General features: G+C 70.4%; 22 protein-coding genes and 1 pseudogene. 12 read left to right on the top strand and 11 right to left on the bottom strand.

Annotated features, from left to right (window positions below):
• Positions 1 to 89: 89 nt before the first annotated feature.
• A complete protein-coding gene (locus ABTZ58_RS29725; RefSeq protein ID WP_351363214.1) occupies positions 90 to 1496 on the bottom strand; it encodes a family 2B encapsulin nanocompartment shell protein in 1407 nt (468 codons plus the stop codon).
• Positions 1497 to 1784: 288 nt separating this feature from the next.
• Here ABTZ58_RS29725 and ABTZ58_RS29720 point away from each other — a divergent pair.
• Together ABTZ58_RS29720 and ABTZ58_RS29715 are read left to right on the top strand one after the other, a co-directional pair.
• Positions 1785 to 2195: pseudogene (locus ABTZ58_RS29720) on the top strand (DUF6010 family protein); the annotation flags it as partial.
• Positions 2196 to 2340: 145 nt separating this feature from the next.
• Positions 2341 to 3249 carry a 1-aminocyclopropane-1-carboxylate deaminase/D-cysteine desulfhydrase gene (locus tag ABTZ58_RS29715; protein WP_351363211.1) on the top strand — a complete coding sequence of 303 codons (909 nt, stop codon included), beginning with the start codon at positions 2341 to 2343 and terminating at the stop codon, positions 3247 to 3249.
• Positions 3250 to 3312: 63 nt separating this feature from the next.
• Here the strand turns inward: ABTZ58_RS29715 and ABTZ58_RS29710 are convergent, their stop codons facing one another.
• Entirely contained in the window at positions 3313 to 4911 is a 1599-nt protein-coding gene (locus tag ABTZ58_RS29710) for a Na+/H+ antiporter (RefSeq protein ID WP_351363208.1), read from the bottom strand.
• 62 nt (positions 4912 to 4973) lie between these two features.
• Here ABTZ58_RS29710 and ABTZ58_RS29705 point away from each other — a divergent pair, with 62 nt between their 5' ends.
• The 3 genes from ABTZ58_RS29705 (at position 4974) to ABTZ58_RS29695 (ending at position 7076) form a co-directional block, all read left to right on the top strand.
• Complete coding sequence (locus ABTZ58_RS29705; RefSeq protein WP_309098150.1) at positions 4974 to 5234, top strand: UBP-type zinc finger domain-containing protein; 261 nt, start codon at positions 4974 to 4976, stop codon at positions 5232 to 5234.
• 274 nt (positions 5235 to 5508) lie between these two features.
• Positions 5509 to 5922 (top strand): ATP-binding protein, encoded by a 414-nt coding sequence (locus ABTZ58_RS29700; RefSeq protein ID WP_003992877.1) that lies wholly within the window; start codon positions 5509 to 5511, stop codon positions 5920 to 5922.
• A 17-nt stretch (positions 5923 to 5939) separates the two neighbouring features.
• Positions 5940 to 7076, top strand: a complete 1137-nt coding sequence (locus ABTZ58_RS29695; RefSeq protein WP_351363205.1) for an RNA polymerase sigma factor SigF — start codon at positions 5940 to 5942, stop codon at positions 7074 to 7076.
• Between the two features lie 12 nt (positions 7077 to 7088).
• Here the strand turns inward: ABTZ58_RS29695 and ABTZ58_RS29690 are convergent, their stop codons facing one another.
• On the bottom strand, positions 7089 to 7538 hold the full coding sequence (locus ABTZ58_RS29690; protein WP_351363202.1) for a hypothetical protein: 450 nt from the start codon (positions 7536 to 7538) through the stop codon (positions 7089 to 7091).
• 115 nt (positions 7539 to 7653) lie between these two features.
• Here ABTZ58_RS29690 and ABTZ58_RS29685 point away from each other — a divergent pair, with 115 nt between their 5' ends.
• Entirely contained in the window at positions 7654 to 8622 is a 969-nt protein-coding gene (locus ABTZ58_RS29685; RefSeq protein ID WP_309097228.1) for a diacylglycerol/lipid kinase family protein, read from the top strand.
• A 319-nt stretch (positions 8623 to 8941) separates the two neighbouring features.
• On the top strand, positions 8942 to 9199 hold the full coding sequence (locus ABTZ58_RS29680; protein ID WP_003992873.1) for a WhiB family transcriptional regulator: 258 nt from the start codon (positions 8942 to 8944) through the stop codon (positions 9197 to 9199).
• Positions 9200 to 9421: 222 nt separating this feature from the next.
• Here the strand turns inward: ABTZ58_RS29680 and ABTZ58_RS29675 are convergent, their stop codons facing one another.
• Positions 9422 to 10888 (bottom strand): sensor histidine kinase, encoded by a 1467-nt coding sequence (locus ABTZ58_RS29675; RefSeq protein ID WP_309097231.1) that lies wholly within the window; start codon positions 10886 to 10888, stop codon positions 9422 to 9424.
• 368 nt (positions 10889 to 11256) lie between these two features.
• Positions 11257 to 11916: a TetR/AcrR family transcriptional regulator gene (locus tag ABTZ58_RS29670; protein WP_351363198.1), complete on the bottom strand. Its 660-nt coding sequence runs from the start codon at positions 11914 to 11916 to the stop codon at positions 11257 to 11259.
• Positions 11917 to 12014: 98 nt separating this feature from the next.
• Between ABTZ58_RS29670 and ABTZ58_RS29665 the strand changes: the two genes are divergently transcribed.
• Together ABTZ58_RS29665 and nagB are read left to right on the top strand one after the other, a co-directional pair.
• Positions 12015 to 12767, top strand: a complete 753-nt coding sequence (locus tag ABTZ58_RS29665) for an SDR family oxidoreductase (protein ID WP_351363195.1) — start codon at positions 12015 to 12017, stop codon at positions 12765 to 12767.
• A 206-nt stretch (positions 12768 to 12973) separates the two neighbouring features.
• On the top strand, positions 12974 to 13759 hold the full coding sequence (gene nagB, locus ABTZ58_RS29660) for a glucosamine-6-phosphate deaminase (protein ID WP_309097225.1): 786 nt from the start codon (positions 12974 to 12976) through the stop codon (positions 13757 to 13759).
• A 142-nt stretch (positions 13760 to 13901) separates the two neighbouring features.
• Here nagB and ABTZ58_RS29655 read toward each other — a convergent pair whose 3' ends face one another.
• From ABTZ58_RS29655 to ABTZ58_RS29630, 6 genes are all read right to left on the bottom strand, one after another.
• Positions 13902 to 14483, bottom strand: a complete 582-nt coding sequence (locus ABTZ58_RS29655) for a hypothetical protein (protein WP_351363192.1) — start codon at positions 14481 to 14483, stop codon at positions 13902 to 13904.
• Complete coding sequence (locus ABTZ58_RS29650) at positions 14480 to 14728, bottom strand: helix-turn-helix transcriptional regulator (RefSeq protein ID WP_351363189.1); 249 nt, start codon at positions 14726 to 14728, stop codon at positions 14480 to 14482. Before ABTZ58_RS29650 ends, ABTZ58_RS29655 begins: the two co-directional genes overlap by 4 nt.
• A gap of 57 nt (positions 14729 to 14785) precedes the next feature.
• Entirely contained in the window at positions 14786 to 16324 is a 1539-nt protein-coding gene (locus tag ABTZ58_RS29645) for a glycoside hydrolase family 3 protein (RefSeq protein ID WP_351363186.1), read from the bottom strand.
• Positions 16325 to 16333: 9 nt separating this feature from the next.
• Positions 16334 to 17173: a carbohydrate ABC transporter permease gene (locus ABTZ58_RS29640; protein ID WP_309097221.1), complete on the bottom strand. Its 840-nt coding sequence runs from the start codon at positions 17171 to 17173 to the stop codon at positions 16334 to 16336.
• Positions 17170 to 18159 carry a carbohydrate ABC transporter permease gene (locus ABTZ58_RS29635; protein ID WP_351363181.1) on the bottom strand — a complete coding sequence of 330 codons (990 nt, stop codon included), beginning with the start codon at positions 18157 to 18159 and terminating at the stop codon, positions 17170 to 17172. Before ABTZ58_RS29635 ends, ABTZ58_RS29640 begins: the two co-directional genes overlap by 4 nt.
• 69 nt (positions 18160 to 18228) lie before the next feature.
• Complete coding sequence (locus ABTZ58_RS29630; protein ID WP_351363178.1) at positions 18229 to 19509, bottom strand: extracellular solute-binding protein; 1281 nt, start codon at positions 19507 to 19509, stop codon at positions 18229 to 18231.
• 312 nt (positions 19510 to 19821) lie between these two features.
• Here ABTZ58_RS29630 and ABTZ58_RS29625 point away from each other — a divergent pair, with 312 nt between their 5' ends.
• The 3 genes from ABTZ58_RS29625 (at position 19822) to mctP (ending at position 22601) form a co-directional block, all read left to right on the top strand.
• Positions 19822 to 20586 (top strand): GntR family transcriptional regulator, encoded by a 765-nt coding sequence (locus ABTZ58_RS29625; RefSeq protein ID WP_309097218.1) that lies wholly within the window; start codon positions 19822 to 19824, stop codon positions 20584 to 20586.
• A gap of 123 nt (positions 20587 to 20709) precedes the next feature.
• Positions 20710 to 20976, top strand: coding sequence for a DUF3311 domain-containing protein (locus tag ABTZ58_RS29620; RefSeq protein ID WP_351363174.1), 267 nt, complete (start codon positions 20710 to 20712; stop codon positions 20974 to 20976).
• Complete coding sequence (gene mctP / locus ABTZ58_RS29615; RefSeq protein WP_351363171.1) at positions 20973 to 22601, top strand: monocarboxylate uptake permease MctP; 1629 nt, start codon at positions 20973 to 20975, stop codon at positions 22599 to 22601. Before ABTZ58_RS29620 ends, mctP begins: the two co-directional genes overlap by 4 nt.
• Positions 22602 to 22711 lie beyond the last annotated feature (110 nt).

Genomic DNA, 22711 nt, shown 5'->3' with positions numbered 1-22711 from the left:
GGACGGTGGCGCCTGGGCCGCCGCCGGGCGCGTACCCCCAGGGTGTACCCGCCTGGCCGGGGCGGGACACGGCCGGCCTGCCGGAAGCGTCACTGCCAGCGGCCGATCTCGACGTTCTCCAGGACACCGAGCGCGTCCGGTACCAGGACCGCTGCCGAGTAATAGGCCGTGACCAGGTACTTGATGATGGCCTGTTCGTTGATGCCCATGAAGCGCACCGACAGGCTGGGCTCGATCTCGTCCGGGATGCCGGAGGCCCTCAGGCCGATGACGCCCTGGTCGCTCTCGCCGGTACGCATGGCGATGATCGACGTCGTGCGCGCTTCCGTCACCGGGATCTTGTTGCACGGGAAGATCGGCACACCGCGCCAGGTGGGGATGCGGTTCCCCGCCATGTCGATGGTCTCCGGGACGAGTCCCCGCTTGTTGAGTTCACGGCCGAACGCGGCGATCGCGCGCGGGTGGGCGAGCAGCAGCTTGGTGCCGCGGCGCCGGCTGAGCAGCTCGTCCAGGTCGTCCGGGCTGGGCACGCCGTCGTGCGGCTGGATCCGCTGGTCGTACTCGCAGTTGTGCAGGAGCCCGAAGTCGCGGTTGTTGATGAGCTCGTGCTCCTGGCGCTCCTTCAGCGCCTCGACCGTCAGCCGGATCTGCTGCTCGGTCTGGTTCATCGGCTGGTTGTACAGGTCGGCCACGCGCGTGTGGATGCGCAGCACGGTCTGGGCGACGCTCAGTTCGTACTCGCGGGGCCTCGCCTCGTAGTCGACGAACGTGTGCGGGATGTCCGGCTCGCCGGAGTGGCCGGCGGAGAGGTCGATCTCCTTCTCGCCGTACTTGTTGGAGCGCTGCGAGGGGATCGAGCGGAGGCGCTGGAGGTGCTCGCGCAGCGAGTCCGAGCGCTCGGCGATCTGCGCGAACTCCTGCCGGGGCAGCACCAGGACGGTGCACGCGGTGAGCGCACGGGCCGTGTACTCCCAGATGGCGTCCTCGTTCAGCAGCGCGCCGTCGCCGAAGTAGGCGCCGTCGGCGAGGACTCCGAGGGACTCGTCCTCGCCGTAGGGGCCCGTGCCGACCTTCTCGACGCGGCCGTGCGCCAGCAGGTACACCTCGTCGGACGGACTGCCGAAGGAGACGATCACCTCGCCCGCCGGGATCTCCCGCTGCTCGCAGCGGCGGGCGATCTCGAACAGCACCTCCTCGTCCTCGTAGGAGCGGAGCGCCGGCAGTTCGCCCAGTTCCGCGGGGATGATCTCGACACGGTCGCCGGTCTTGACGAACGTCAGCCGGCCGTCGCCCACGGCGAACGTCAGCCGCCGGTTCACCCGGTACGTACCACCCTGGATGTCGACCCAGGGCAGCATCCGCAGCAGCCAGCGGGAGCTGATCTCCTGCATCTGCGGCACGGACTTGGTCGTGGTGGCCAGGTTCCGCGCGGCCGCCGTGCCGAGACTCTGCTGCGGCTTGGTCTGCTCCGTGCGGACCTCTTCGCCTACCGACATAGAGAACTGCCCTCCCGGTTGTGACCGACGCCCATATGCCTCGGGCATCGATGTGCACGTCCAGCCTTCCTCACGGAGCGCAGCGGTGGTATTACCCGAAAGAGCGGGAATGGATCTTCGTACTACTGGGCATGAGGCGTCCGTTTCGCGTTCCGACCGGTCTCGCCGAGGCTGCGGACCGGCTGGCGACATTCCGTGGAAACCTGGCGGCCGTGCCTCTGGGGGGCGGGCCGGTGCGGTTCTACCGTGATGATCCGTTCCCCCTCCGCCTGCAGAAACGGCCCCGCCATGCAGTACGTCGCGCCGATCGGCATCGGCCTCCTCTACGCCCTGGTGATGTCCCTGGTCCGCGAACCGCACCGGCGGCGTCTGAACGCGGTCATGGTCGCCGGTGCCGGTGCCGCGTACCTCAGCGGCGGCGGCCTGGGCGGCTGGGAGTTCGCCTTCACCGCGCTCCTGACGTACGTGGCCTTCCGCGGTCTGGAGTCGTGGACGTGGATCGGCGCCGGCTGGCTGCTGCACACGGTGTGGGACGTCGTGCACCACATCAAGGGCAACCCGATCATCCCGTTCGCCCACACCTCCTCGCTGGGCTGTGCGATCTGCGACCCGGTGATCGCGCTGTGGTGCCTGCGGGGCGGGCCGTCGCTCGTCGCGTGGGTGCGTGACCGGCGCGGAGCCGGGCGGCTGCGGCCCGGCGTGACGACCGGCGAGGACAGCGGCTCGTCGAGGAGCGCGTCGACGACTCTCCGCCCGCCCTCGTCCCCCGCCGGACGCTCCGCCGGGGACGGCCGCGGCGGGACGGGCGGTGCCGCCCCCTCCACCCTCGGGTGACAATGACCCGGTGACCAGCCCCGACACCCCCGGCCTCGCCGGTCTGCGCCCCCGGCTGCCCTCGCCGGTGCAGGAGGTCGCCGACGGCCGGTTCGAGCGCCGGGGCGTGCGGCTGCTGCTCAAGCGGGACGACCTGATCCACCCGGAGCTGATCGGCAACAAGTGGCGCAAGCTGGCGCCGAACCTGGCGGCGGCGCACGGCCGTAGGGTCGTCACCTTCGGCGGCGCCTGGTCCAACCACCTGCGCGCCACGGCAGCGGCGGGCCGCCTGCTCGGCATCCCCACCGTCGGCGTCGTACGCGGCGACGAGCTGGCCGGCCGGCCCCTCAACCCCTCGCTGGCCCGATGCGCGGCCGACGGCATGCGGCTGCACTTCGCCGACCGGGCGGCCTACCGCCGCAAGTCCGAGGCGCCGGTCCTGGCCGGGCTTCTGCGGGCGGTGGACGCCGAGGACGCGTTGGTCGTCCCCGAGGGCGGCAGCAACGCCGAGGCGGTCCGCGGCTGCCGGGACCTGGGCGCCGAGCTGCGCGGCCTGGCCGGCGTCGTCGCCGTGGCCTGCGGCACCGGCGGCACGCTGGCGGGCCTGGCCGCCGGTCTGGCGCCCGGGCAGCGCGCGCTGGGCGTGCCGGTCCTCAAGGGCGGTTTCCTGGCCGCTGACACGGAGACCCTGCAGCGGGAGGCATTCGGCGGCCGGCGCGGCACCTGGGACATGGACGACCGCTTCCATTTCGGCGGCTACGCGCGCGTGCCCGCGGAGCTCGACGCCTTCGCCGGGGACTTCGAGCAGCGCCACGGACTGCCCGTCGAACGCCTGTATGTCGCCAAGCTGTTGTACGCCCTCGTCACCCTGGCCGACGAGGGCGCCTTCCCGCGCGGGACGACGGTGGCGGCCGTGTTCACGGGCCGCCCCTTTCCCTGACGGCCCGCCCGCTGCCTCGACGCCGGGGCCGCTCATGAGGGCTCCGAAGGCCCGGTCCCGCCGCTACGTCGCCTCCCGGAAGGCCGCCGCCTCCTCCAGATCCAGCCGGCGCAGCAGCGTGCGCAGCATCTCGTCGTCGATGTACCGGCCGTCCCGGAGCCGGACGAACACATCGCGCTCGGCGCTGATCATCTCCCGTGACAGCCGCCGGTAGGTGTCGTCGACGGACTCCCCGGTGACCGGGTTGGCCTGCCCGAGCCGCTCCCACACGGCGTTGCGACGGCGTTCCAGAACGGTGCGCAGCCGGTCGGCCAGCGGGGCGGGCAGGGCGTTGCGCTCGTCAAGGAGCAGTTCGTCCAGGCGGCGCTCGGCGGCCCGGGAGGCCTGCGCCTGGGCGTTGGCCTCGGCGAGCGTCGCGGCCTGCGCGTCCCGCCCGGGGAACTTCAGCAGGCGGATCAGCGGGGGCAGGGTCAGGCCCTGCACGACCAGGGTGCCGATGACGGTGGTGAAGGTCAGAAAGAGGATGAGGTTGCGCTGCGGGAACGGTTCCTCGCCGTCGTGCATGGTGAGCGGGATGGAGAAGGCGATCGCCAGCGAGACCACGCCCCGCATGCCGGCCCACGCGATGACGAACGGCCCCTTCCAGGTCAGCTCCCCCTCCCGTTCCCGGATGCGTGCCGACATCAGCCGTGGCAGGAACGTCGCCGGGTACACCCAGACGAACCGGGTCGCGACCACCACCAGGAAGACGGCGACGGCGTACCAGGCGGCCTCGACGCCCTCGTACTCGCCGAGGCCGCGGAGCACCACCGGCAGCTGCAGGCCGATCAGCGCGAACACCGAGGACTCCAGGACGAAGGCGACCATCTTCCACACCGCCTCCTCCTGCAGGCGCGTGGCGAAGTCGACCTCCCACGCGCGGTGTCCCAGGTAGAGCGCGACCACGACGACCGCGAGGACACCGGAGGCGTGCACCTGCTCGGCGACGGCGTACGCGACGAACGGGATCAGCAGGGAGAGCGTGTTCTGCGGCAGCGCTTCCTTCACGTGGGTGCGCAGCCAGTGGATCGGCGCCATCAGCACCAGCCCGACCACGACGCCGCCGATCGCGGCGAGCAGGAACTCGCCGACGCCCCCGGCCCAGGTGGCGCCCTCCCCGACGGCGGCGGCCAGGGCCACCCGGTAGGCGGTGATCGCGGTGGCGTCGTTCAGCAGCGACTCGCCCTGCAGGATCGTGGTGACGCGCGAGGGCAGCCCGACCCGGCGGGCCACCGCGGTCGCGGCGACCGCGTCCGGCGGTGCCACGACCGCGCCGAAGACCAGGGCGGCGGTCAGCGGCATGCCCGGCACGATCACGTACAGCGCCCAGCCGACCACGAAGGTGGCGAACAGCACGTACCCGACGGACAGCATCGCGACCGGCCGCAGCTGCGCCCGCAGGTCGAGGTACGAGCTGTCGGTGGCGGCCGTGTGCAGCAGCGGGGGCAGGATGAGCGGCAGGACGATGTGCGGGTCGAGGGTGTAGTCGGGCACTCCGGGGACGTAGCTGACCGCCAGTCCGGCCGCGACCAGCAGCAGCGGGGCCGGTACCGGCGTGCGCCGCGCGGCCGCGGCGATCGCGGCGCTGCCGGCCACCAGCAACAGCAGTGGCATCACGTCCATCGTTCTCGCCCGCCCTCTTTTTCCGACGCGGTCTTCCGCTCGACCGTCGTAACCTGGCAATCATGAAACAGTGCACGCACGCCGACGCGCTGCCGCACCCCGAACCCGGCCCGCTCAGCGAGACATGTCCGGAGTGCCTGGCGGACGGCACGGATCCGGTGCAGCTACGGCTGTGCCTCAGCTGCGGTCACGTCGGCTGCTGCGACTCCTCGCCCGGGCGGCACGCGGCGGCGCACCACAAGGAGTCCGGACATCCCGTCATGCGGACGCACGAACCCGGGGAAACCTGGCGTTGGTGCTTCGTCGACCATGTCCTCGTGTGAGACGGCACCACCCCGGCGCAGGACGGTCCCACCAGGACGGTTCGAGCGTCTGACGTCTGGGTACGTCAATGCGGCGCGCGCTCTTCCCATTTGGGCCCGCCCAACCCCTAGACACGGAGCGTGTCCACAGGTTTACTGTGAGTGACGGCAAGGGGTCGGGCTCCCGGGGACAGGATCGTCGAGAGCGCGATAGCGTCACCGCTGAACCACGTATCGCGTTACCCCGGGGGGCGACCCTCGGCCCTGAAACGCTTGTACCACCATGGAGGTGAGGGTGTCCCAGATCGCAGGCGAGCCCGCGACGCAGGACTTCGTGGAAGTCCGGCTGCCGGCCGCGGGTGCCTACCTGTCGGTGCTGCGTACGGCCACGGCCGGTCTCGCGGCCCGTTTGGACTTCACCCTCGACGAGATCGAGGACCTGCGCATCGCGGTGGACGAGGCCTGCGCGATCCTGCTGCAGCAGGCCGTGCCCGGCTCGGTGCTCAGTTGTGTCTTCCGCCTCGTCGACGACTCGCTCGAGGTCACCGTCTCGGCACCGACCACGGATGGTCATGCCCCCTCGCGGGACACCTTCGCCTGGACCGTCCTGTCCGCCCTCGCGGGCAAGGTCTCCTCCGCCGTGGACAAGGACAAAACCGTTTCGATCAGCCTCTACAAACAGCGCGGCGCGGGACCCGGGCCGGCGTGAGGAACGAGGACGGGCCGGTGCGGGACGAAGAGCGCGGCACACGAGAGCTGCCGGCCGAGGGCACGGGCGTGAGCGGTCCGGCCGGAGCCCGGCGCATGGCGGAGGGCATCGACGGCATCCCCGAGCAGGCCCGCCCGCATCCCGAGGACGACTCCGCGGGGGCCGCCCTCCCGGGCGGCGGGCGACACGGCCAGGACGGTGCCGTGCGGAGCGCGCCTCCGGGCGGGGGGATCACCACCTCCCCGGCCCAGGGGGTTCCCCCCACTCGCGCGAAGTCGAGCGGGGCGGAGGAGGCGAGGGCTCGGGGAAGGGTGACGGGCGGGACGATGGGCGAGCACGAGCGACACTCCGAGGACGAGGCGCCGAGCGCACAGCGCGCGCACGGTGCGCAGCACGGCGCCCCGGACCGCAGCGGCGCGCGTGAGATGTTCCTCAAGCTGCGCACGCTGAACAGCGGCAGCCCGGAGTACGCGGAGCTGCGCAACCAGCTGGTCCGCATGCACCTGCCGCTCGTAGAGCACCTCGCGCGCCGCTTCCGCAACCGCGGCGAGCCGCTGGACGACCTGACCCAGGTCGCCACGATCGGTCTGATCAAGTCGGTCGACCGCTTCGACCCGGACCGCGGCGTGGAGTTCTCCACGTACGCGACCCCGACGGTCGTCGGCGAGATCAAGCGGCACTTCCGCGACAAGGGCTGGGCGGTGCGGGTGCCGCGCCGGCTGCAGGAGCTGCGGCTGTCGCTGACCACGGCGACGGCCGAGCTGTCGCAGCTGCACGGCCGCTCCCCCACAGTTCACGAGCTCGCCGAGAAGCTGGCGATCTCCGAGGAGGAGGTCCTGGAGGGCCTGGAGTCCGCCAACGCGTACTCCACGCTGTCCCTGGACGTCCCCGACACCGACGACGAGTCCCCGGCGGTCGCCGACACCCTCGGCGCGGAGGACGAGGCGCTGGAGGGCGTGGAGTACCGGGAGTCGCTCAAACCGCTGCTGGAGGATCTCCCGCCGCGCGAGAAGCGGATCCTGCTGCTGCGCTTCTTCGGGAACATGACCCAGTCGCAGATCGCGCAGGAGGTCGGCATCTCGCAGATGCACGTCTCCCGGCTGCTGGCGCGGACGCTGGCACAGCTGCGGGAGAAGCTCCTCGTCGAGGAGTGACGGCCGTCCCGCCTACTTCTCCGTACCGCCGGCGTTGCCGGGCCCGCGGATTCCGAGGGCCCGGGTCGTCTCCGGGTTGATCAGCAGGACGAGCGAGGCGACGGCGACCACGGCGAGGGCGATCCCGCCGGGGATGGCCATGCTGTCGGCCTGGAGCAGGTTGTAGGCCACCGGCAGCGCCATGAGCTGGGTGATGACGGCCGGGCCGCGGCTCCAACTGCGCAGGGCGAGCAGCCCGCGCGCGGCGAGCAGGGGCAGCAGCGCGAGCACGACCAGCGTGATGCCCCCGGTGACGGCCTGCTGCCGGTCGTCCGGGTGCCCGGTGAAGCCGAGAACGAGGATCCAGACCCCGCCGACGACCAGCGCGAGCCCCTCCAGGGCGGCCAGCAGCGCGGCGTACGTCAGGCGCCGCGGGCGCGGGCCGGTGGTCTCGGGGGTGGTGGAGGTCTGCTCACTGCTCACCCCTGAAGGGTAGCCCTCACGACGTGCGCCCCCGTGGCGCGGTTCACCCCCGGTCTCTTACCCGACCCCTACCTCGGTCTGGGCCCGGTACCACCCAGTAGGTACGCTGCCAGTCATGCGTGCACTTCTCGTGGTCAATCCGGCGGCAACCACTACGAGTGCGCGCACACGCGACGTGTTGATCCACGCGCTCGCCAGCGAGATGAAGCTCGAAGCGGTCACCACCGAGTACCGCGGCCACGCGCGCGACCTGGGCCGGCAGGCGGCGGACAGCGACGACATCGACCTGGTGGTGGCCCTCGGCGGCGACGGCACGGTCAACGAGGTGGTCAACGGTCTGCTGCACGCCGGTCCCGCCCCGGGGCAGCTCCCCGGTCTGGCCGTGGTCCCCGGCGGCTCCACCAACGTCTTCGCCCGCGCCCTCGGTCTGCCGAACGACGCCGTGGAGGCCACCGGAGCCCTGCTGGACGCCCTGCGCGACGGCAGCGAACGCACCGTCGGACTGGGCCTGACCTCCGGCACGCCGGGCACGGAGGACGAGTCGGTGCCCTCCCGCTGGTTCACCTTCAACGCGGGCCTCGGCTTCGACGCCGGCGTGGTGGGCCGGGTGGAGCAGCACCGCGAGCGCGGCCGGAAATCCACACACGCTCTTTACGTACGCCAGGTGGTGCGTCAGCTCTTCGGTGAGCCCAACCGCCGCAACGGGACGATCACCCTGGAACGGGCCGGCGCGGACCCGGTGACCGATCTGGTGCTGTCCATAGTCTCGAACACCTCCCCGTGGACGTTTCTGGGGAATCGCCCGATCTACGCGGCGCCTAAGGCCTCGTTCGATACCGGCCTCGACATCTTCGCTCTCAGCCGCCTGTCGACCGCCGCTGTTGCCCGGTATGGCACCCAGTTGCTCACTTCGTCCCCGGACCGCGGACCGCAGGGCAAGCACGCCACCTCTCTGCACGACTTGACGGAGTTCACCTTGCATTCGAAGGTGCCGCTCCCCCTCCAGATGGACGGTGACCACCTGGGGCTGCGCACCAGCGTGACGTTCACAGGCGTACGCCGTGCACTGCGTGTGATTGTGTGAGCAGAACTGGCTAAAGTCCTTTCACTCGAACGTTTAGGCCAGGATCCACCCCATGGAAGTACGGCTGTGACCTAGTCGACACCGAAGAATCAAAAAAAACTTTCCAGAAGGGGTTGTATCCGCCGCTGAGGTTTGCGAGTCTCTACGTGGCGATCGGGACGGCCCGCAACACCGGCCTCCACTGATCACCAGAACCCCTCTTCAACTCACAGGACCCACGCCAGGGAACCTGGCGGTCGGCCCTTCACTTGTTGAGGGATTCGTGAAAGCGTTCACATTCACAAGCATCTGCACGTAATACCAAGGAGAGGTAGCAGCCATGGACTGGCGTCACAACGCCGTTTGCCGCGAGGAAGACCCCGAGCTCTTCTTCCCCATCGGCAACACCGGTCCTGCGCTGCTGCAGATCGAGGAAGCCAAGGCCGTCTGCCGTCGCTGCCCGGTGATCGAGCAGTGTCTGCAGTGGGCGCTCGAGTCCGGCCAGGACTCCGGCGTCTGGGGTGGTCTCAGCGAGGACGAGCGCCGCGCCATGAAGCGCCGCGCCGCCCGCAACCGGGCCCGTCAGGCCTCCGCCTGACACCCCACCCCTGCTGACAGCCTGAGCTTGGCGGCGCGTGCAGCGAGCACGCATCTCCCGCCCCCGAGCCGCAGCGCGCAGTTCCCCCGATGCGCTTAGTTAAGCAGCAACGAGCTTTAGCTCCGGGCCACTTGGTGGCCCGGAGCTCATTGCTTTCATGGCACTTCGCCGGTACGCGGCCCTGCTCGGGACCGCTCACCCTGCGTCGGAGGCGGGGATCCGTTACTTCTGCGCGCGCACCGGGATGTCCAGGATCACGCGGGTGCCGCGCTCCGGGGCCGGGACCATGTCGAAGGTGCCGCCCAACTCGCCCTCGACCAGGGTCCGGACGATCTGCAGGCCGAGGTTGCCGGCGGTGTGCGGATCGAATCCCTCCGGCAGTCCGACACCGTCGTCCTGGACGGTGACCAGCAGCCGGGCCTCCTTCGTCGTGCCGCCGCGGACCGCCGACACCTCCACGGTGCCGGTGTCGCCTTCACGGAAGCCGTGCTCCAGCGCGTTCTGCAGGACCTCGGTCAGCACCATCGACAGCGGGGTCGCGACCTCGGCGTCGAGGATGCCGAAGCGTCCGGTGCGCCGGCCCGCGACCTTGCCCGGGGAGATCTCCGCGACCATCGCGAGGACCCGGTCGGCGATGTCGTCGAACTCCACGCGCTCGTCCAGGTTCTGGGAAAGGGTCTCGTGCACGATCGCAATCGACCCGACCCGCCGCACCGCCTCCTCCAGGGCCTCGCGTCCGCGGTCGGACTCGATGCGCCGGGCCTGGAGGCGGAGCAGGGCCGCCACCGTCTGGAGGTTGTTCTTGACCCGGTGGTGGATCTCCCGGATAGTCGCGTCCTTCGTGATCAACTCGCGCTCGCGACGGCGCAGTTCGGTGACGTCCCGGAGCAGCACCAGCGAGCCGATGCGGGTGCCCTTGGGCTTGAGGGGGATCGCGCGGAACTGGATGACCCCGTCGTGGGCCTCGATCTCGAACTCGCGCGGCGCCCAGCCGCTGGCGACCTTGGCCAGCGCCTCGTCCACCGGGCCCCGGGTCGGGGCGAGTTCGGCCGTGGTCCTGCCGAGGTGCTGTCCGACGAGGTCGGAGGCGAGGCCGAGCCGGTGGTAGGCGGACAGGGCGTTCGGTGAGGCGTACTGGACGAGGCCGTCGGCGTCGAGCCGGATGAGGCCGTCGCCCACGCGGGGCGAGGCGTCCATGTCCAGCTGCTGGTTCGCGAACGGGAAGGAACCGGCGGCGATCATCTGCGCCAGGTCGGAGGCGCTCTGCAGGTAGGTGAGCTCCAGCCGGCTCGGGGTGCGCACCGTGAGGAGGTTGGTGTTGCGCGCGATGACCCCGAGGACCCGGCCCTCCCGCCGTACGGGGATCGACTCGACCCGCACGGGCACCTCCTCGCGCCACTCGGGGTCGCCCTCGCGCACGATGCGGCCCTCGTCGAGGGCGGCGTCCAGCATCGGGCGGCGGCCGCGCGGGACGAGGTGGCCCACCATGTCGTCCTGGTACGAGGTCGGGCCGGTGTTGGGCCGCATCTGTGCGACCGAGACGTACCGGGTGCCGTCGCTGGTGGGGACCCACAGCACCAGGTCGGCGAAGGAGAGGTCGGAGAGCAGCTGCCACTCCGAGACCAGCAGGTGCAGCCACTCGAGGTCGGTGTCACCGAGGGCGGTGTGCTGGCGTACGAGTTCGTTCATGGAGGGCACGTGGCGAGCGTACCCGGGCGTTTGTGCGGCTCTGTATACCCCGGAGCCCGGAAACACCCGCGGGCCGCGGCGCCTGAGAGGGACCCTCAACCCTCCCGGCACCGCAGCCCGGAGCAGTATCGGCCGTGGGGTGTGCGGTCCCGGTCGGCCGAAGGATGAGGAGCCGGGGCAGTCAGGGCAGAGAGCCTCGGTTCCTCGGTCCGTCTTCCTGTGCGGGGAAGACGGAGGTCTGGTGCGCGTGGTGCACGCGCTCTCATCACGCATTGTGGACTAGACCACTCGGGGTGTCCATGCGTGGGAGGCTGTTCGTTGTTGTTAATTCCGCGACTCGCCGGACGCCTAGACGTCCACCACGCAGCCTAACCCGTGTGGGTTCCTGTGCGGGGCCAGATGGACATGGCGATTTCCGCGACGGCCTCCAGTTCCTCCCGGCTCGCCCCGTCCCGCGCCTGTTGTGACATGCCCTGGATCATCGCGCCGGTGTGCCGGGCCAGCGCGGCGGCGTCGGTGTCCGCGGGCAGTACGCCGGCGTCGACATCGGCCCTGATGCGGCTCTCGAAGGTGGCGATGTTGGCGTTGCGGCGGTCCCGCAACGACTGCTCGACCTCGGGCGTGGAGCAGTTCGCGGCGGCGTGCACCACGAGGCAGCCGTGCGGGTGACCCGGCTCCGTGTAGGCGGTGGCGGCCTCGCGCAGCGCGCGGGCGACGGCTGCCCGGGCGGTGGGCTCCTCCGCCAGGGCGCGGTCGGTGAAGGAGCCGTAGCGCGCGCCGTAGACGCGGACGACCTCGTCGAAGAGGGACCGCTTGTCCCCGAAGGCCGCGTAGAGGCTGGGTGCGCCGATGTCCATGACGCGGGTGAGGTCGGAGACGGACGTGGCCTCGTAGCCGTGTTCCCAGAAGGCCAGGAGTGCCTTCTCCAGGACGGTCTCGCGATCGAAGGAACGAGGGCGTCCGCGGGGCCTGGGGGGCCTCGGCGCGGTCTTGCCCCGGGTCTTCGCGGTTCCGTCGTCGTCCACCATGGAGTGCATTTTATAGCGGGCACTAGAGAAATGTCGCCGGACTGTTGTACGGTCATTTTTGTAGCGACCACTAGATAAATGTGAAGGGGGGCGCCGTCATGGGCGTGCTCACCGGCAGGACGGCACTGGTCACGGGGGCGAGCAGGGGGATCGGACGGGGGATCGCCGAGCGGCTCGGCCAGGACGGCGCCCGCGTCGCCGTGCACTACGGGCGGAACGAGGCCGCGGCGAAGGAGACGGTCGCCGCGATCGAGGCGGCGGGCGGCTCGGCCTTCGCCCTCGGCGTCGAGCTGGGCGTGGCCGGTGACGCCGAGGCGCTGTGGGAGGAGTTCGACCGGCACGCGGACGGGCTCGACATCCTGGTGAACAACGCGGCCATCGGCAGCACGCGCCCCATCGGGGAGCTGGAGGAGCGGGAGTTCGACGACGTCTTCGCGGTGAACGTGAAGGCCCCGTTCTTCATCCTCAAGCACGGCATGTCGCGCCTGCGGGACGGGGGCCGGGTCGTCAACATCTCGTCCGGACTGGCCCGCACGGCGGCGATGCCGGACAACGTGGCGTACGCGATGACGAAGGGCGCGCTGGACGTCCTCTCCCGCGACCTGTCCAAGGTGCTGGGTGCCCGGGGCATCACGGTGAACTCGGTGGCGCCGGGCATCATCGACACGGACAACACGGCCGAGCTGCTGCACGGCAGCGAGGACGGCTGGGCGAAGGCCGCGGCGATATCGGCGCTGGGCGGGGTGGGCCGGCCCGCCGAGGTCGCCGACGTGGTGGCGTTCCTGGTCTCGGACGGGGGCCGGTGGGTGACGGGAAGCTGGGTGGATGTCACGGGCGGCTCGCTGACCTAGCCCGGCCGACCCTCGTACGGCGGAGCGCCCGGGAGGCCGTGCCGTTCACCTGCCGGAGAGCGGGCCGGCACGGCGCCGTCACCTGCCCGGGAGGGCTGTCCCGCACCTGGGACGGGAGCCCCCGCTCTGTTAGATTGGTCTAAACCACACGACCCCTCACGGGTCCCGTCCCAGTTGAGCATCCCTCTCAGATCGGCAGGCCCAGCGTGGAAGTTGTCATCGTTCCGGACGCCAAGGCGGGTGGCGAACTCATCGCCGAGGCCATGGCGCAGCTGCTCCGGCGCAAGCCCGACGCCCTGCTCGGCGTGGCCACGGGCTCGACGCCGCTGCCGGTGTACGAGGCGCTGGCGGCCAAGGTGCGTTCCGGTGCCGTGGACGTCGGGCGGGCGCGGATCGCCCAGCTCGACGAGTACGTGGGGCTGCCCGCCGACCACCCGGAGTCGTACCGGTCGGTGCTGCGGCGTGAGGTGCTGGAGCCGCTCGGGATCGGCATGGAGCAGTTCACGGGCCCGGACGGCACGGCGCAGGACGTGCAGGGGGCGTGCGAGGCGTACGACAAGGCCCTCGCGGACGCCGGCGGGGTGGATCTGCAGCTGCTCGGGATCGGGACCGACGGGCACATAGGGTTCAACGAGCCGTGTTCGTCGCTGGCCTCGCGGACCCGGATCAAGACGCTGACCGAGCAGACCCGGATCGACAACGCCCGGTTCTTCGACGGCGACATCGATCAGGTGCCGCACCACGTGATCACACAGGGCATCGGCACCATCCTGGAGGCGCGGCACCTGGTACTGCTCGCCACCGGCGAGGGCAAGGCGGACGCGGTGGCGGCGACGGTGGAGGGGCCGGTCGCGGCGGTGTGCCCGGCGTCCGCGCTCCAGCTCCACCCGCACGCGACCGTCGTGGTCGACGAGGCCGCCGCGTCGAAGCTGAAGCTGGCGGACTACTTCCGGCACACGTACGCCAACAAGCCGGACTGGCAGGGAATCTAGGACCTGTCGCACCGATCGCGGCCGGGAGCTCGATCCGGCAGGCGTCGGAGAGCGCTCGGCGGCCGCGCCGGAAGCCGCTCAGCGACCCGTGTCGCCACGAGCGCTCAGCGGCGCTGCACAGCTTCGCCGCCTTTCCGCGAGCTCACCGCCTTTCCGCGACCTGGTCCGGACGCCGGCCCTGGCGGCCGAGCGCCCCGTCCGCCAGGACGTCGTCGTCGGCCGGGTCGTCCTCGGCGAGCCAGCCGGCCACCCACAGGGGCATCACCCAGTGGGTGACGAGGACGGCGATGAGCAGGGGCGCCGCGTAGGCCGTCGGGGCGTCGCCGGCGACACCGCCCGCGATCAGCAGGGTGACCGCCGCCGCGGCCAGCAGCAGGGTCGTCACGCGGTGGGCCCGGGCCAGGACGCGGCTGCGTTCGGCCGACTGCCGCTCGTCCAGGACGTGGGCGCGCAGTTCGAGAAGGCCCCGGGTGGCGCCGTTGATCACGCCGGTCGCGACCATCCAGGGGAGCAGCAGCACCGCCATCACGGCGATGGTCCACAGCGGCTCGTCCTCGGCGAGGAACAGGTGGGTCATCAGGCCGCCGATGGCCAGCGTGAGCGTGACGTGGGTGGCGACGGCCAGCCGTCGACGGGCCGCCGTGGCGTACCAGGCCGCGCCGCGACGGTCGTTCATCAGCCGCAGCATGGTCCGGTCGTAGCGGGTCAGGCGTGTCGTCGTCATGGCTGGTTCCTCCCGTAGACCTCGTCCGTGAGCGGCCGGAACGGTTCGAGGGAGAACAGGGCCTCGACCGGCAGTCCGAAGAACCTGGAGATCTTCAGTGCCAGGTCGAGGCTCGGGTTGTACTGCCCCCGCTCGATGTAGCCGATGGTCTGGTAGTGGACTCCCACTGCCTCGGCCAGGCTCTGGCGCGACACCTTCCGTTCGGCACGCACCATGGCCAACCTGTTGTGCACCTGCTCGCTCATGTATAAGAAGTACTACATTCGGTGGCAGCTTACAACCACATCGGCCGATCGAGGGCTTCAGCTGCCCGCCACTCCGGCGATCACCTCGGCCGCCGCACGGCCGCAGACGCGGGCCGCGCCGTGGGTGGCGATGTGCAGGGCGCCGCGCGGGTCGGCCTGCGGGACACCCATCTCGACGACGATCGTGTCGGGGCGGGCGGCCAGCAGGGCATCGAGGGCGGAGGTCATCCAGGGGTGGCGGTGTTCGTCGCGGACGACGGCGACGATGCGGCGCGGACCGGCCGCCTGCAGGGCCGCCCGGCCGGCGCTCCGTCCGGCCTCGCTCTCCGTGCCGTTCCCGGCGGAGAAGCTGCCGGTCACCGTGCCGGGCAGGAGGTGGACCAGTTCGGCGGCGACGCCCCAGGGGGTCTCGTCGCCGACGGCGATGTTGGCGACGGGGGTGAGGGCGGCGACGTAGGGCGGTTCGGTGAGGGGCTCGAAGGCCTCGGGGCTGCCGAGGCCCGGGGCGGGTGTCACGGTCAGGGCGCGGCGGGCGGCGCGCAGGCCGATCTCGCTGCCGTGGCGGTCCTCGGGCGCGCGGCCGGCCGTGCCCGTCCAGCGGGCCAGGGACCGGACGCGGTCGGCCGCGTCGGCGAGGCGTTCCTCGGGGAGTTCGCCGGTGCGGACGGCTGCGACCAGGGCGTCCCGCAGACGGAGCACGGTCGCGTCGTCGGCCAGGCCGCCGCCCACGCAGATCGCGTCGGCTCCGGCGGCGACGGCGAGGACGCTGCCGCGTTCGATGCCGTAGGTGGCGGCGATGGCGCGCATCTCCATGCCGTCGGTGACGATCAGGCCGTCGTAGCCGAGCTCACCGCGCAGCAGGCCGGTCAGGATGCGGCGGGAGAGGGTGGCCGGGCGGTCGGGGTCGAGCGCCGGGACGAGGATGTGAGCGCTCATCACGGCCCGGGTGCCCGCGGCGATGGCGGCGCGGAAGGGCGCCAGTTCGCGCTCGGCCAGCATCTCGGCGGAGACGTCGATGCGCGGCAGGGCGTGGTGGGAGTCGACGGCGGTGTCGCCGTGGCCCGGGAAGTGCTTGGTGCAGGCGGCGACCCCGGCGGACTGCAGGCCGGTGACGTAGGCGGCGGTGTGCCGGGCGGCCAGGGCGGTGTCGGCGCCGAAGGAGCGCACGCCGATGACCGGGTTGCGCGGGTCGGAGTTGACGTCGGCGGAGGGTGCCCAGTTTAGGTTGACACCGCAGGCGGCGAGGCGGCGGCCCAGTTCGTGGGCGACCTGCTGGGTCAGCTCCACGTCGTCGACCGCGCCGAGGGCGTGGTTGCCCGGGAAGGAGGAGCCGCTGCGCACCTCCAGGCGGGTGACGTCGCCGCCCTCCTCGTCGATGGCGACGAGGACGTCGTCGCGCTCGGCCCGCAGCTGGGCGGTCAGCGCGGCCAGTTGGTCCGGTGAGGCGATGTTGCGGCCGAAGAGCCCGACGGAGGCGAGTCCCTCACCGAGCCGGCGCAGCAGCCAGTCGGGGGCGGTGGTCCCGGTGAAGCCGGGCTGCAGGACGGTCAGGGCATCGCGGGTGAGCGTGTCGGTGGCGCTGGCGAGTGTCGTCATCGGGTGAGGTCATCCCTTCACGGCGCCCGCGGTCAGGCCCGCGGCCATCTTGCGCTGGACGAGGAGGAAGAGGGCGACGATCGGCACGGCCATCATCGTGGCTCCGGCCATCATCGGGGCGTATTCGGTGCCGTGCTTGGTGGTGAAGTTGCCGAGCCAGACGGTCGCGGTCTGGTTCTTCTGACTGAGCAGCATCAGGGCGTAGAGGTACTCGTTCCAGGCCTGGATGAAGGCGTAGACCGAGGTGGCGACCATGCCGGGGGCCAGCAGCGGGAAGACGACCCGCAGGAAGGCGCTGGTGCGGGAGCAGCCGTCGACCATGGCGGCCTCCTCCAGCTCCCTGGGGATGTTGACGATGAAGCCGCGCAGCGTCCAGACCGTGAAGGGCAGGACGAAGGTCAGGTACGTGATGATGAGGCCGGTGAGCCGGTCGTACTGGCCCAGGTCGTTCAGGAGCAGGAAGACCGGGATGATCATGGCGACCAGCGGCACCATCTGGACCGCGAGGATGCCCACGATGACGATCTTGCGGCCGCGGAAGGCGAACCGGGAGATGGCGAGCGCGGCCAGCAGCCCGACGGCCATGCCGACGACGACCACCGCCAGCGACACCGTCATGCTGCGGCCCACCGGGCCCCAGAAGTCGGCGATGTCCAGCGCCCGCCCGAAGTTGTCGAAGGTGATGCCGGTCGGCAGCAGGCTCGGGTCGGGGTCGATGGCGTCCTTGGCGGGCTTGAACGCCGTGTTGAGCATCCAGTAGAGCGGGAAGCCGGCGGTGACGAAGACGAGGAGCCCGAGGAGGTTCCACCACAGCTTCGGCGCCCGGCGGCCGGTCAGGGTGCTGCTCATTCGACCTCTCCGATCTTCAGCATCTGCCGCATGTAGACGGCGACCACGCCGAGCAGCAGCAGGACGGTGATCAGCGCGATGGCCGAGCCCTGGGCGTAGTCGTTGACCACGAAGGCACGGTCGTAGGAGTAGGTGTTGAGGACCTGGAACTCCGGTTCGGGGTGGCCGTTGCGCATGACGAACACCTGGGGGAAGACGCCCATGTCCCAGATGACCGACAGGGTCGTGAGCATCACGATGATCGGCTTGAGGACGGGCAGGGTGACGTAGCGGAAGACGCCCCAGGAGTTGGCGCCGTCCAGGCGGGCCGCCTCCTCCAGCTCCCTGGGCACCTGGGTGAGGCCCGCGCTGAGCGTGATCACCACGAACGGCACGGCTCCCCACACCACCAGCAGCATGATCACGGCCAGGCCCTCGGGGCCGCTCGCGAACCAGTTGTGGCCGATCATGTCGACGCCGGGCAGCTTGCTCAGCAGGGCGTTGAAGACGCCGTAGTCCGAGTCGAAGAGCCACTTGAAGACGGTGGTGGCCACGATCACGGGCATGCCCCAGCTGGCCACCAGCACGATGTTGATGAGCACCTTCAGCCAGCCCGAGACGCGCTGGAGCAGCAGGGCGAGCGCCATGCCGGTCACCATGGTGAGGACGACGGCCCCGCCGGCGAAGATCACCGTCCGCAGCACGACGGCCCAGAACTCGCCGTCGCCGAGCACCTTGGCGAAGTTGTCGAAGCCGACGCTCTCGGCGGGCTGGAAGCCCCACAGCTGGGACTGCCCGAACTTCTGGAAGGACAGGGTGACCAGGCGGGCCAGCGGATAGCCCATGACCAGGGCCAGGATCAGCAGGCAGGGCGCGAGCAGCAGCCAGGGGACGGCGGCACCGCCCGAGGTGCGCTGCCGGCGGGGCCGCCGGTCGGCGGGGGGCGGCATCGGTACCTGCCGCGGTGGCGGCACCTTGGCGGGGGTGGTGGTGTCTGCGGCACTCATCGCGCGCTCCTTGGCGGTCCCTCAGGTCCTGACGACGGCGGGGCTCCGCGTGGGAGCCCCGCCCGTAGGTCACTTGGTGTTGATGACCTTGTCGATCGCGGCGTCCGCCTCCTTGGCGGCGGCCTCGACGGACTTCTTGCCGGTGCCGATGCTCTGCAGCATGGTCTGCAGGATCTGCGCCTTCTCGACCTGGCCCCAGCCGGGTGCCATCGGGACGAACCAGTTGGCCTCGGCCGCGGTGGCCGGGACCGCCGTCTTCGGGTCGTTCTTGAGCGTCGCGAGGTCCGTCTTGTTGTTGGGCAGGTTGCCCTTGGCCATCAGGCCCTTCTGCCCGGAGGAGCCGGCGAACGCGTTGATCCACTCGGCGGCCAGGTCCTGCGCGTCGGACTTCACCGGCACGGCGAGGTCGGAGCCGCCCAGGAAGACGGGCATGTTCTTGCCGGACGGGCCGGGCATGACGAAGTTCTCGAGGTTGCCCTTGAGCTTGCCGCTCTTGTCGTTCTTCGGGTCCTCGGCGGTCGCGCCCTCCCAGGCGGCCGCGAAGATCATGGCGGACTTGCCCTGGCCGTAGACGATGTAGCGGTCGGACTCGTCCTTGGTCTTGTCGCCGTGCATGTACTTGTCGACGACGTTCTTGAACTCCTTCAGGCCCTTGAGGGACTCGGGCGAGGAGAGCGAGGCCTTCCACTGGCCGCCCGACTCGGTGGCGATGGCGCCGCCGGCGTCGTAGACGAAGGACATGGCCGCGTACCAGTCGCGGGTGGGCTGGTACCAGGCGCTGAACTTGTCGCCCTGCTTCTTCTGGATCTTGTCCAGGGCGTCGGTCAGTTCCTTGTACGCCTTCGGGGCCGTCTTCACGCCGACCGAGGCGGCGATGTCCTTGCGCCAGTTGGCGACGCGGCCGCCGGCGTAGTAGGGGACGCCGTAGGTCTTGCCCTCGTAGGTCACCGAGGCCTTGAGGCCGTCGAGCCAGGCGTCGGATTTGTCGAACCTGCCCTGGTCGAGGGGGGCGAAGGCGCCCTTGACCATGTAGCCGAGCATCTCGGTGTTGCCCATCTCGACCACGTCGGGGACCTTGTCCGTGGCGAGGACGGCGTCGAGCTTGGCGTTCTTGTCGGGCCAGCCGTAGTACTCGTGGTTGATCTTCAGGCCCGGGTGCTTCTTCTTCACCGCGTCGTCGGCGGCCTTCACCAGCTCCGGCCAGTTGTTCTGGGCGTCGACGGTGAGCCAGACGGTCAGCTCCTTGACGTCCGCGCCCTTGTCCGAGCCCCCGTCGCCCTCGCCGCCGCACGCCGCGATGGAGACCATCATGCCCGCGATACCGATCGCGGCTGTCAGCTTGCGCTTCACGCCACCCTCCTCAGGGATCCCACAACCCCCCTGGCTCCCCGCAGTGAACGTGGGGCCGGGCCTGGACCATTGGTGTAGACCAGTACGGGGAGCTTGACCCAGGCCAATCCCCCTGTCAAGGGTCGCGAGAAGGCTCTGACCAGCCGTTATGCGACCTACATATGCAGGAACCTTTAAGTAAGAAGCCAGCGAAAAACCGGCTGCACACGCCATACTTCAGGTAGACCACTCGGAGTGGTGGACTAGACCAAACAAGACGCCGACGGTATACAAGTGAGATCGTGTCGGCGGACCGAGCCGGGAAGGCGGAGCATGAGCACCGACGTCAGCAGTGCGGAGAACGAGAACGGGGTGCCCGTCCGTACCGCACGTGTGCCCAAGTACTACCGCCTGAAGAAGCACCTGCTCGACATGACGGAGACCCAGGCGCCCGGCACGCCCGTCCCGCCCGAGCGCACCCTCGCCGCGGAGTTCGACACCTCCCGCACGACCGTGCGCCAGGCGCTGCAGGAACTGGTCGTCGAGGGCCGGCTGGAACGCATCCAGGGCAAGGGCACGTTCGTCGCCAAGCCGAAGGTCTCGCAGGCCCTGCAACTGACCTCGTACACCGAGGACATGCGCGCCCAGGGCCTGGAGCCGACCTCACAGCTGCTGGACATCGGCTACATCACCGCCGACGACCGGCTCGCCGGGCTGCTCGACATCACGCCGGGCGGACGCGTACTGCGCATCGAGCGCCTGCGCATGGCCAACGGTGAGCCCATGGCCATCGAGACCACCCACCTCAGCGCGAAGCGCTTCCCCGCCCTGCGCCGGTCCCTGGTGAAGTACACGTCCCTCTACACCGCGCTCGCCGAGGTCTACGACGTCCATCTCGCCGAGGCCGAGGAGACCATCGAGACGTCCCTGGCCACCCCGCGCGAGGCCGGCCTGCTCGGCACGGACGTCGGCCTGCCGATGCTGATGCTCTCCCGCCACTCGCTGGACCGGGACGGCCAGCCGGTGGAGTGGGTGCGCTCGGTCTACCGGGGCGACCGCTACAAGTTCGTGGCCCGTCTGAAGCGGCCCCAGGAGTAGCGGACCGGCGGCGCGTTTCTTTTGGGTACCGCATTGCGGACGAGGGGTTCCGCTCTCGGCACACCCTGACCTAGATTGCCTGCGCATTACACAGGTGATCACTTGAGGGGACGGAGCCGCCTGATGTCGCAAACCCCGGAAGTCAGCAGAGGGCCGGTGGTGACGCCGACGCGCGTCGTCATCGCCGTCTGCCTCATAGCGCCCTTCGTTGCCATGCTGTGGGTCGGCTCGTACGCGAAGACCGACCCGGCCTTCATCGGAATCCCGTTCTTCTACTGGTACCAGATGGCGTGGGTACTGATCTCCACGGCGCTGACGATGATCGCCTTCAAGCTGTGGCAGCGTGACCAGCGCGCCCGCTCGGCCGCGAAGGGCGGTGCGTCGCAGTGAAGGACGGCGTGAACGGCGTCGCACTCGCCGTCTTCATCTTCTTCTTCCTGGCCGTCACGGTCCTGGGCTTCCTGGCCGCGCGCTGGCGCAAGGCCGAGAACGAGCACAGCCTGGACGAGTGGGGCCTCGGCGGCCGCTCGTTCGGCACCTGGATCACCTGGTTCCTGCTCGGCGGCGACCTCTACACGGCGTACACCTTCGTGGCCGTGCCGGCGGCGATCTACGCGGCGGGCGCGGCGGGCTTCTTCGCGGTGCCCTACACGATCCTGGTCTACCCGCTGATCTTCACGTTCCTGCCGCGCCTGTGGTCGGTCTCCCACAAGCACGGCTACGTGACGACCTCCGACTTCGTGCGCGGCCGCTTCGGCTCCAAGGGCCTGTCCCTGGCGGTGGCGCTGACCGGCATCCTGGCGACGATGCCGTACATCGCGCTCCAGCTGGTCGGCATCCAGGCCGTGCTGGACGTGATGGGCGTCGGTGGCGGCGAGGACACCAACTGGTTCATCAAGGACCTGCCGCTGCTGATCGCCTTCGGTGTGCTGGCGGCCTACACGTACTCATCGGGTCTGCGGGCGCCCGCGCTGATCGCGTTCGTGAAGGACACGCTGATCTACATCGTCATCGCGGTGGCGATCATCTACATCCCGATCAAGCTGGGCGGCTTCGACGACATCTTCGCCAAGGCGGGCGACGCGTTCAGCCAGACCAACCCGGCGACGGGCGCGCCGCGCGGGGCGCTGACGCCGCCGGATACGGGCCAGTGGACCTACGCCACGCTGGCGTTGGGTTCCGCCCTGGCGCTGTTCATGTACCCGCACTCCATCACGGCGACGCTGTCCTCGAAGAGCCGTGAGGTGATCCGCCGCAACACCACGATCCTGCCGCTGTACTCGCTGATGCTGGGCCTGCTGGCGCTGCTCGGCTTCATGGCGATCGCGGCCGGCATCAAGGTGCAGAACGGGCAGCTGGCGATTCCGCAGCTGTTCGAGACGATGTTCCCGGACTGGTTCGCGGGCGTGGCGTTCGCGGCGATCGGCATCGGCGCGCTGGTACCGGCGGCCATCATGTCCATCGCGGCCGCGAACCTCTTCACACGCAACATCTACAAGGACTTCATCAAGCCGGACGCGACGCCCGAGCAGGAGACCAAGGTCTCCAAGCTGGTGTCCCTGCTGGTGAAGGTGGGCGCACTGGCCTTCGTCCTCACCATGGACAAGACGGTCGCCATCAACTTCCAGCTGCTGGGCGGCATCTGGATCCTGCAGACCTTCCCGGCCCTGGTCGGCGGCCTGTTCACCCGCTGGTTCCACCGCTGGGCGCTGCTCGCGGGCTGGGCGGTCGGCATGCTCTACGGCACCGTCGCCGCGTACGGCGTCGCCTCGCCCACGCAGAAGCATTTCGGCGGCTCCTCCAAGGAGATCCCCGGCATCGGCGAGATCGGCTACATCGGCCTCACGGCGTTCGTGCTGAACGTGGTGGTGACGGTGGTCCTGACGTTCGTCCTCAGGGCCCTGAAGGCCCCCGACGGCATCGACGAGACCAAGCCGGAGGACTACACGGCGGACGCGGGCGACCCCGGGGTGCAGGTGGAGCTGCCGCCCGCCACGGCCGGTTCCTCGCACTGACCCGAGAGCCGCGAAACACCGCGCGACACGCCACGAACCACCCGCAGCGGGCCGCCGCCACCGACCAGGGCACGAGCCAGCGCGGCCGTGAGCCCCTGCACAGCCTGGGG

Source organism: Streptomyces sp. NPDC094143, assembly GCF_040303825.1.
Lineage (GTDB): Bacteria > Actinomycetota > Actinomycetes > Streptomycetales > Streptomycetaceae > Streptomyces.
The sequence above is the reverse complement of the archived record's forward strand: the minus strand, read 5'-3'. Positions and strand labels throughout refer to the sequence as shown.

What these genes read in the sequence shown, in the direction of transcription:
- ABTZ58_RS29725 (WP_351363214.1), bottom strand. Translation starts at nt 1,496, where the DNA reads ATGTCGGTAGGCGAAGAGGTCCGCACGGAGCAGACCAAGCCGCAGCAG.
- ABTZ58_RS29710 (WP_351363208.1), bottom strand. Translation starts at nt 4,911, where the DNA reads ATGGACGTGATGCCACTGCTGTTGCTGGTGGCCGGCAGCGCCGCGATC.
- ABTZ58_RS29705 (WP_309098150.1), top strand. Translation starts at nt 4,974, where the DNA reads ATGAAACAGTGCACGCACGCCGACGCGCTGCCGCACCCCGAACCCGGC.
- ABTZ58_RS29685 (WP_309097228.1), top strand. Translation starts at nt 7,654, where the DNA reads ATGCGTGCACTTCTCGTGGTCAATCCGGCGGCAACCACTACGAGTGCG.
- ABTZ58_RS29680 (WP_003992873.1), top strand. Translation starts at nt 8,942, where the DNA reads ATGGACTGGCGTCACAACGCCGTTTGCCGCGAGGAAGACCCCGAGCTC.
- ABTZ58_RS29675 (WP_309097231.1), bottom strand. Translation starts at nt 10,888, where the DNA reads ATGAACGAACTCGTACGCCAGCACACCGCCCTCGGTGACACCGACCTC.
- ABTZ58_RS29670 (WP_351363198.1), bottom strand. Translation starts at nt 11,916, where the DNA reads ATGGTGGACGACGACGGAACCGCGAAGACCCGGGGCAAGACCGCGCCG.
- ABTZ58_RS29665 (WP_351363195.1), top strand. Translation starts at nt 12,015, where the DNA reads ATGGGCGTGCTCACCGGCAGGACGGCACTGGTCACGGGGGCGAGCAGG.
- ABTZ58_RS29655 (WP_351363192.1), bottom strand. Translation starts at nt 14,483, where the DNA reads ATGACGACGACACGCCTGACCCGCTACGACCGGACCATGCTGCGGCTG.
- ABTZ58_RS29650 (WP_351363189.1), bottom strand. Translation starts at nt 14,728, where the DNA reads ATGAGCGAGCAGGTGCACAACAGGTTGGCCATGGTGCGTGCCGAACGG.
- ABTZ58_RS29645 (WP_351363186.1), bottom strand. Translation starts at nt 16,324, where the DNA reads ATGACGACACTCGCCAGCGCCACCGACACGCTCACCCGCGATGCCCTG.
- ABTZ58_RS29640 (WP_309097221.1), bottom strand. Translation starts at nt 17,173, where the DNA reads ATGAGCAGCACCCTGACCGGCCGCCGGGCGCCGAAGCTGTGGTGGAAC.
- ABTZ58_RS29635 (WP_351363181.1), bottom strand. Translation starts at nt 18,159, where the DNA reads ATGAGTGCCGCAGACACCACCACCCCCGCCAAGGTGCCGCCACCGCGG.
- ABTZ58_RS29625 (WP_309097218.1), top strand. Translation starts at nt 19,822, where the DNA reads ATGAGCACCGACGTCAGCAGTGCGGAGAACGAGAACGGGGTGCCCGTC.
- ABTZ58_RS29620 (WP_351363174.1), top strand. Translation starts at nt 20,710, where the DNA reads ATGTCGCAAACCCCGGAAGTCAGCAGAGGGCCGGTGGTGACGCCGACG.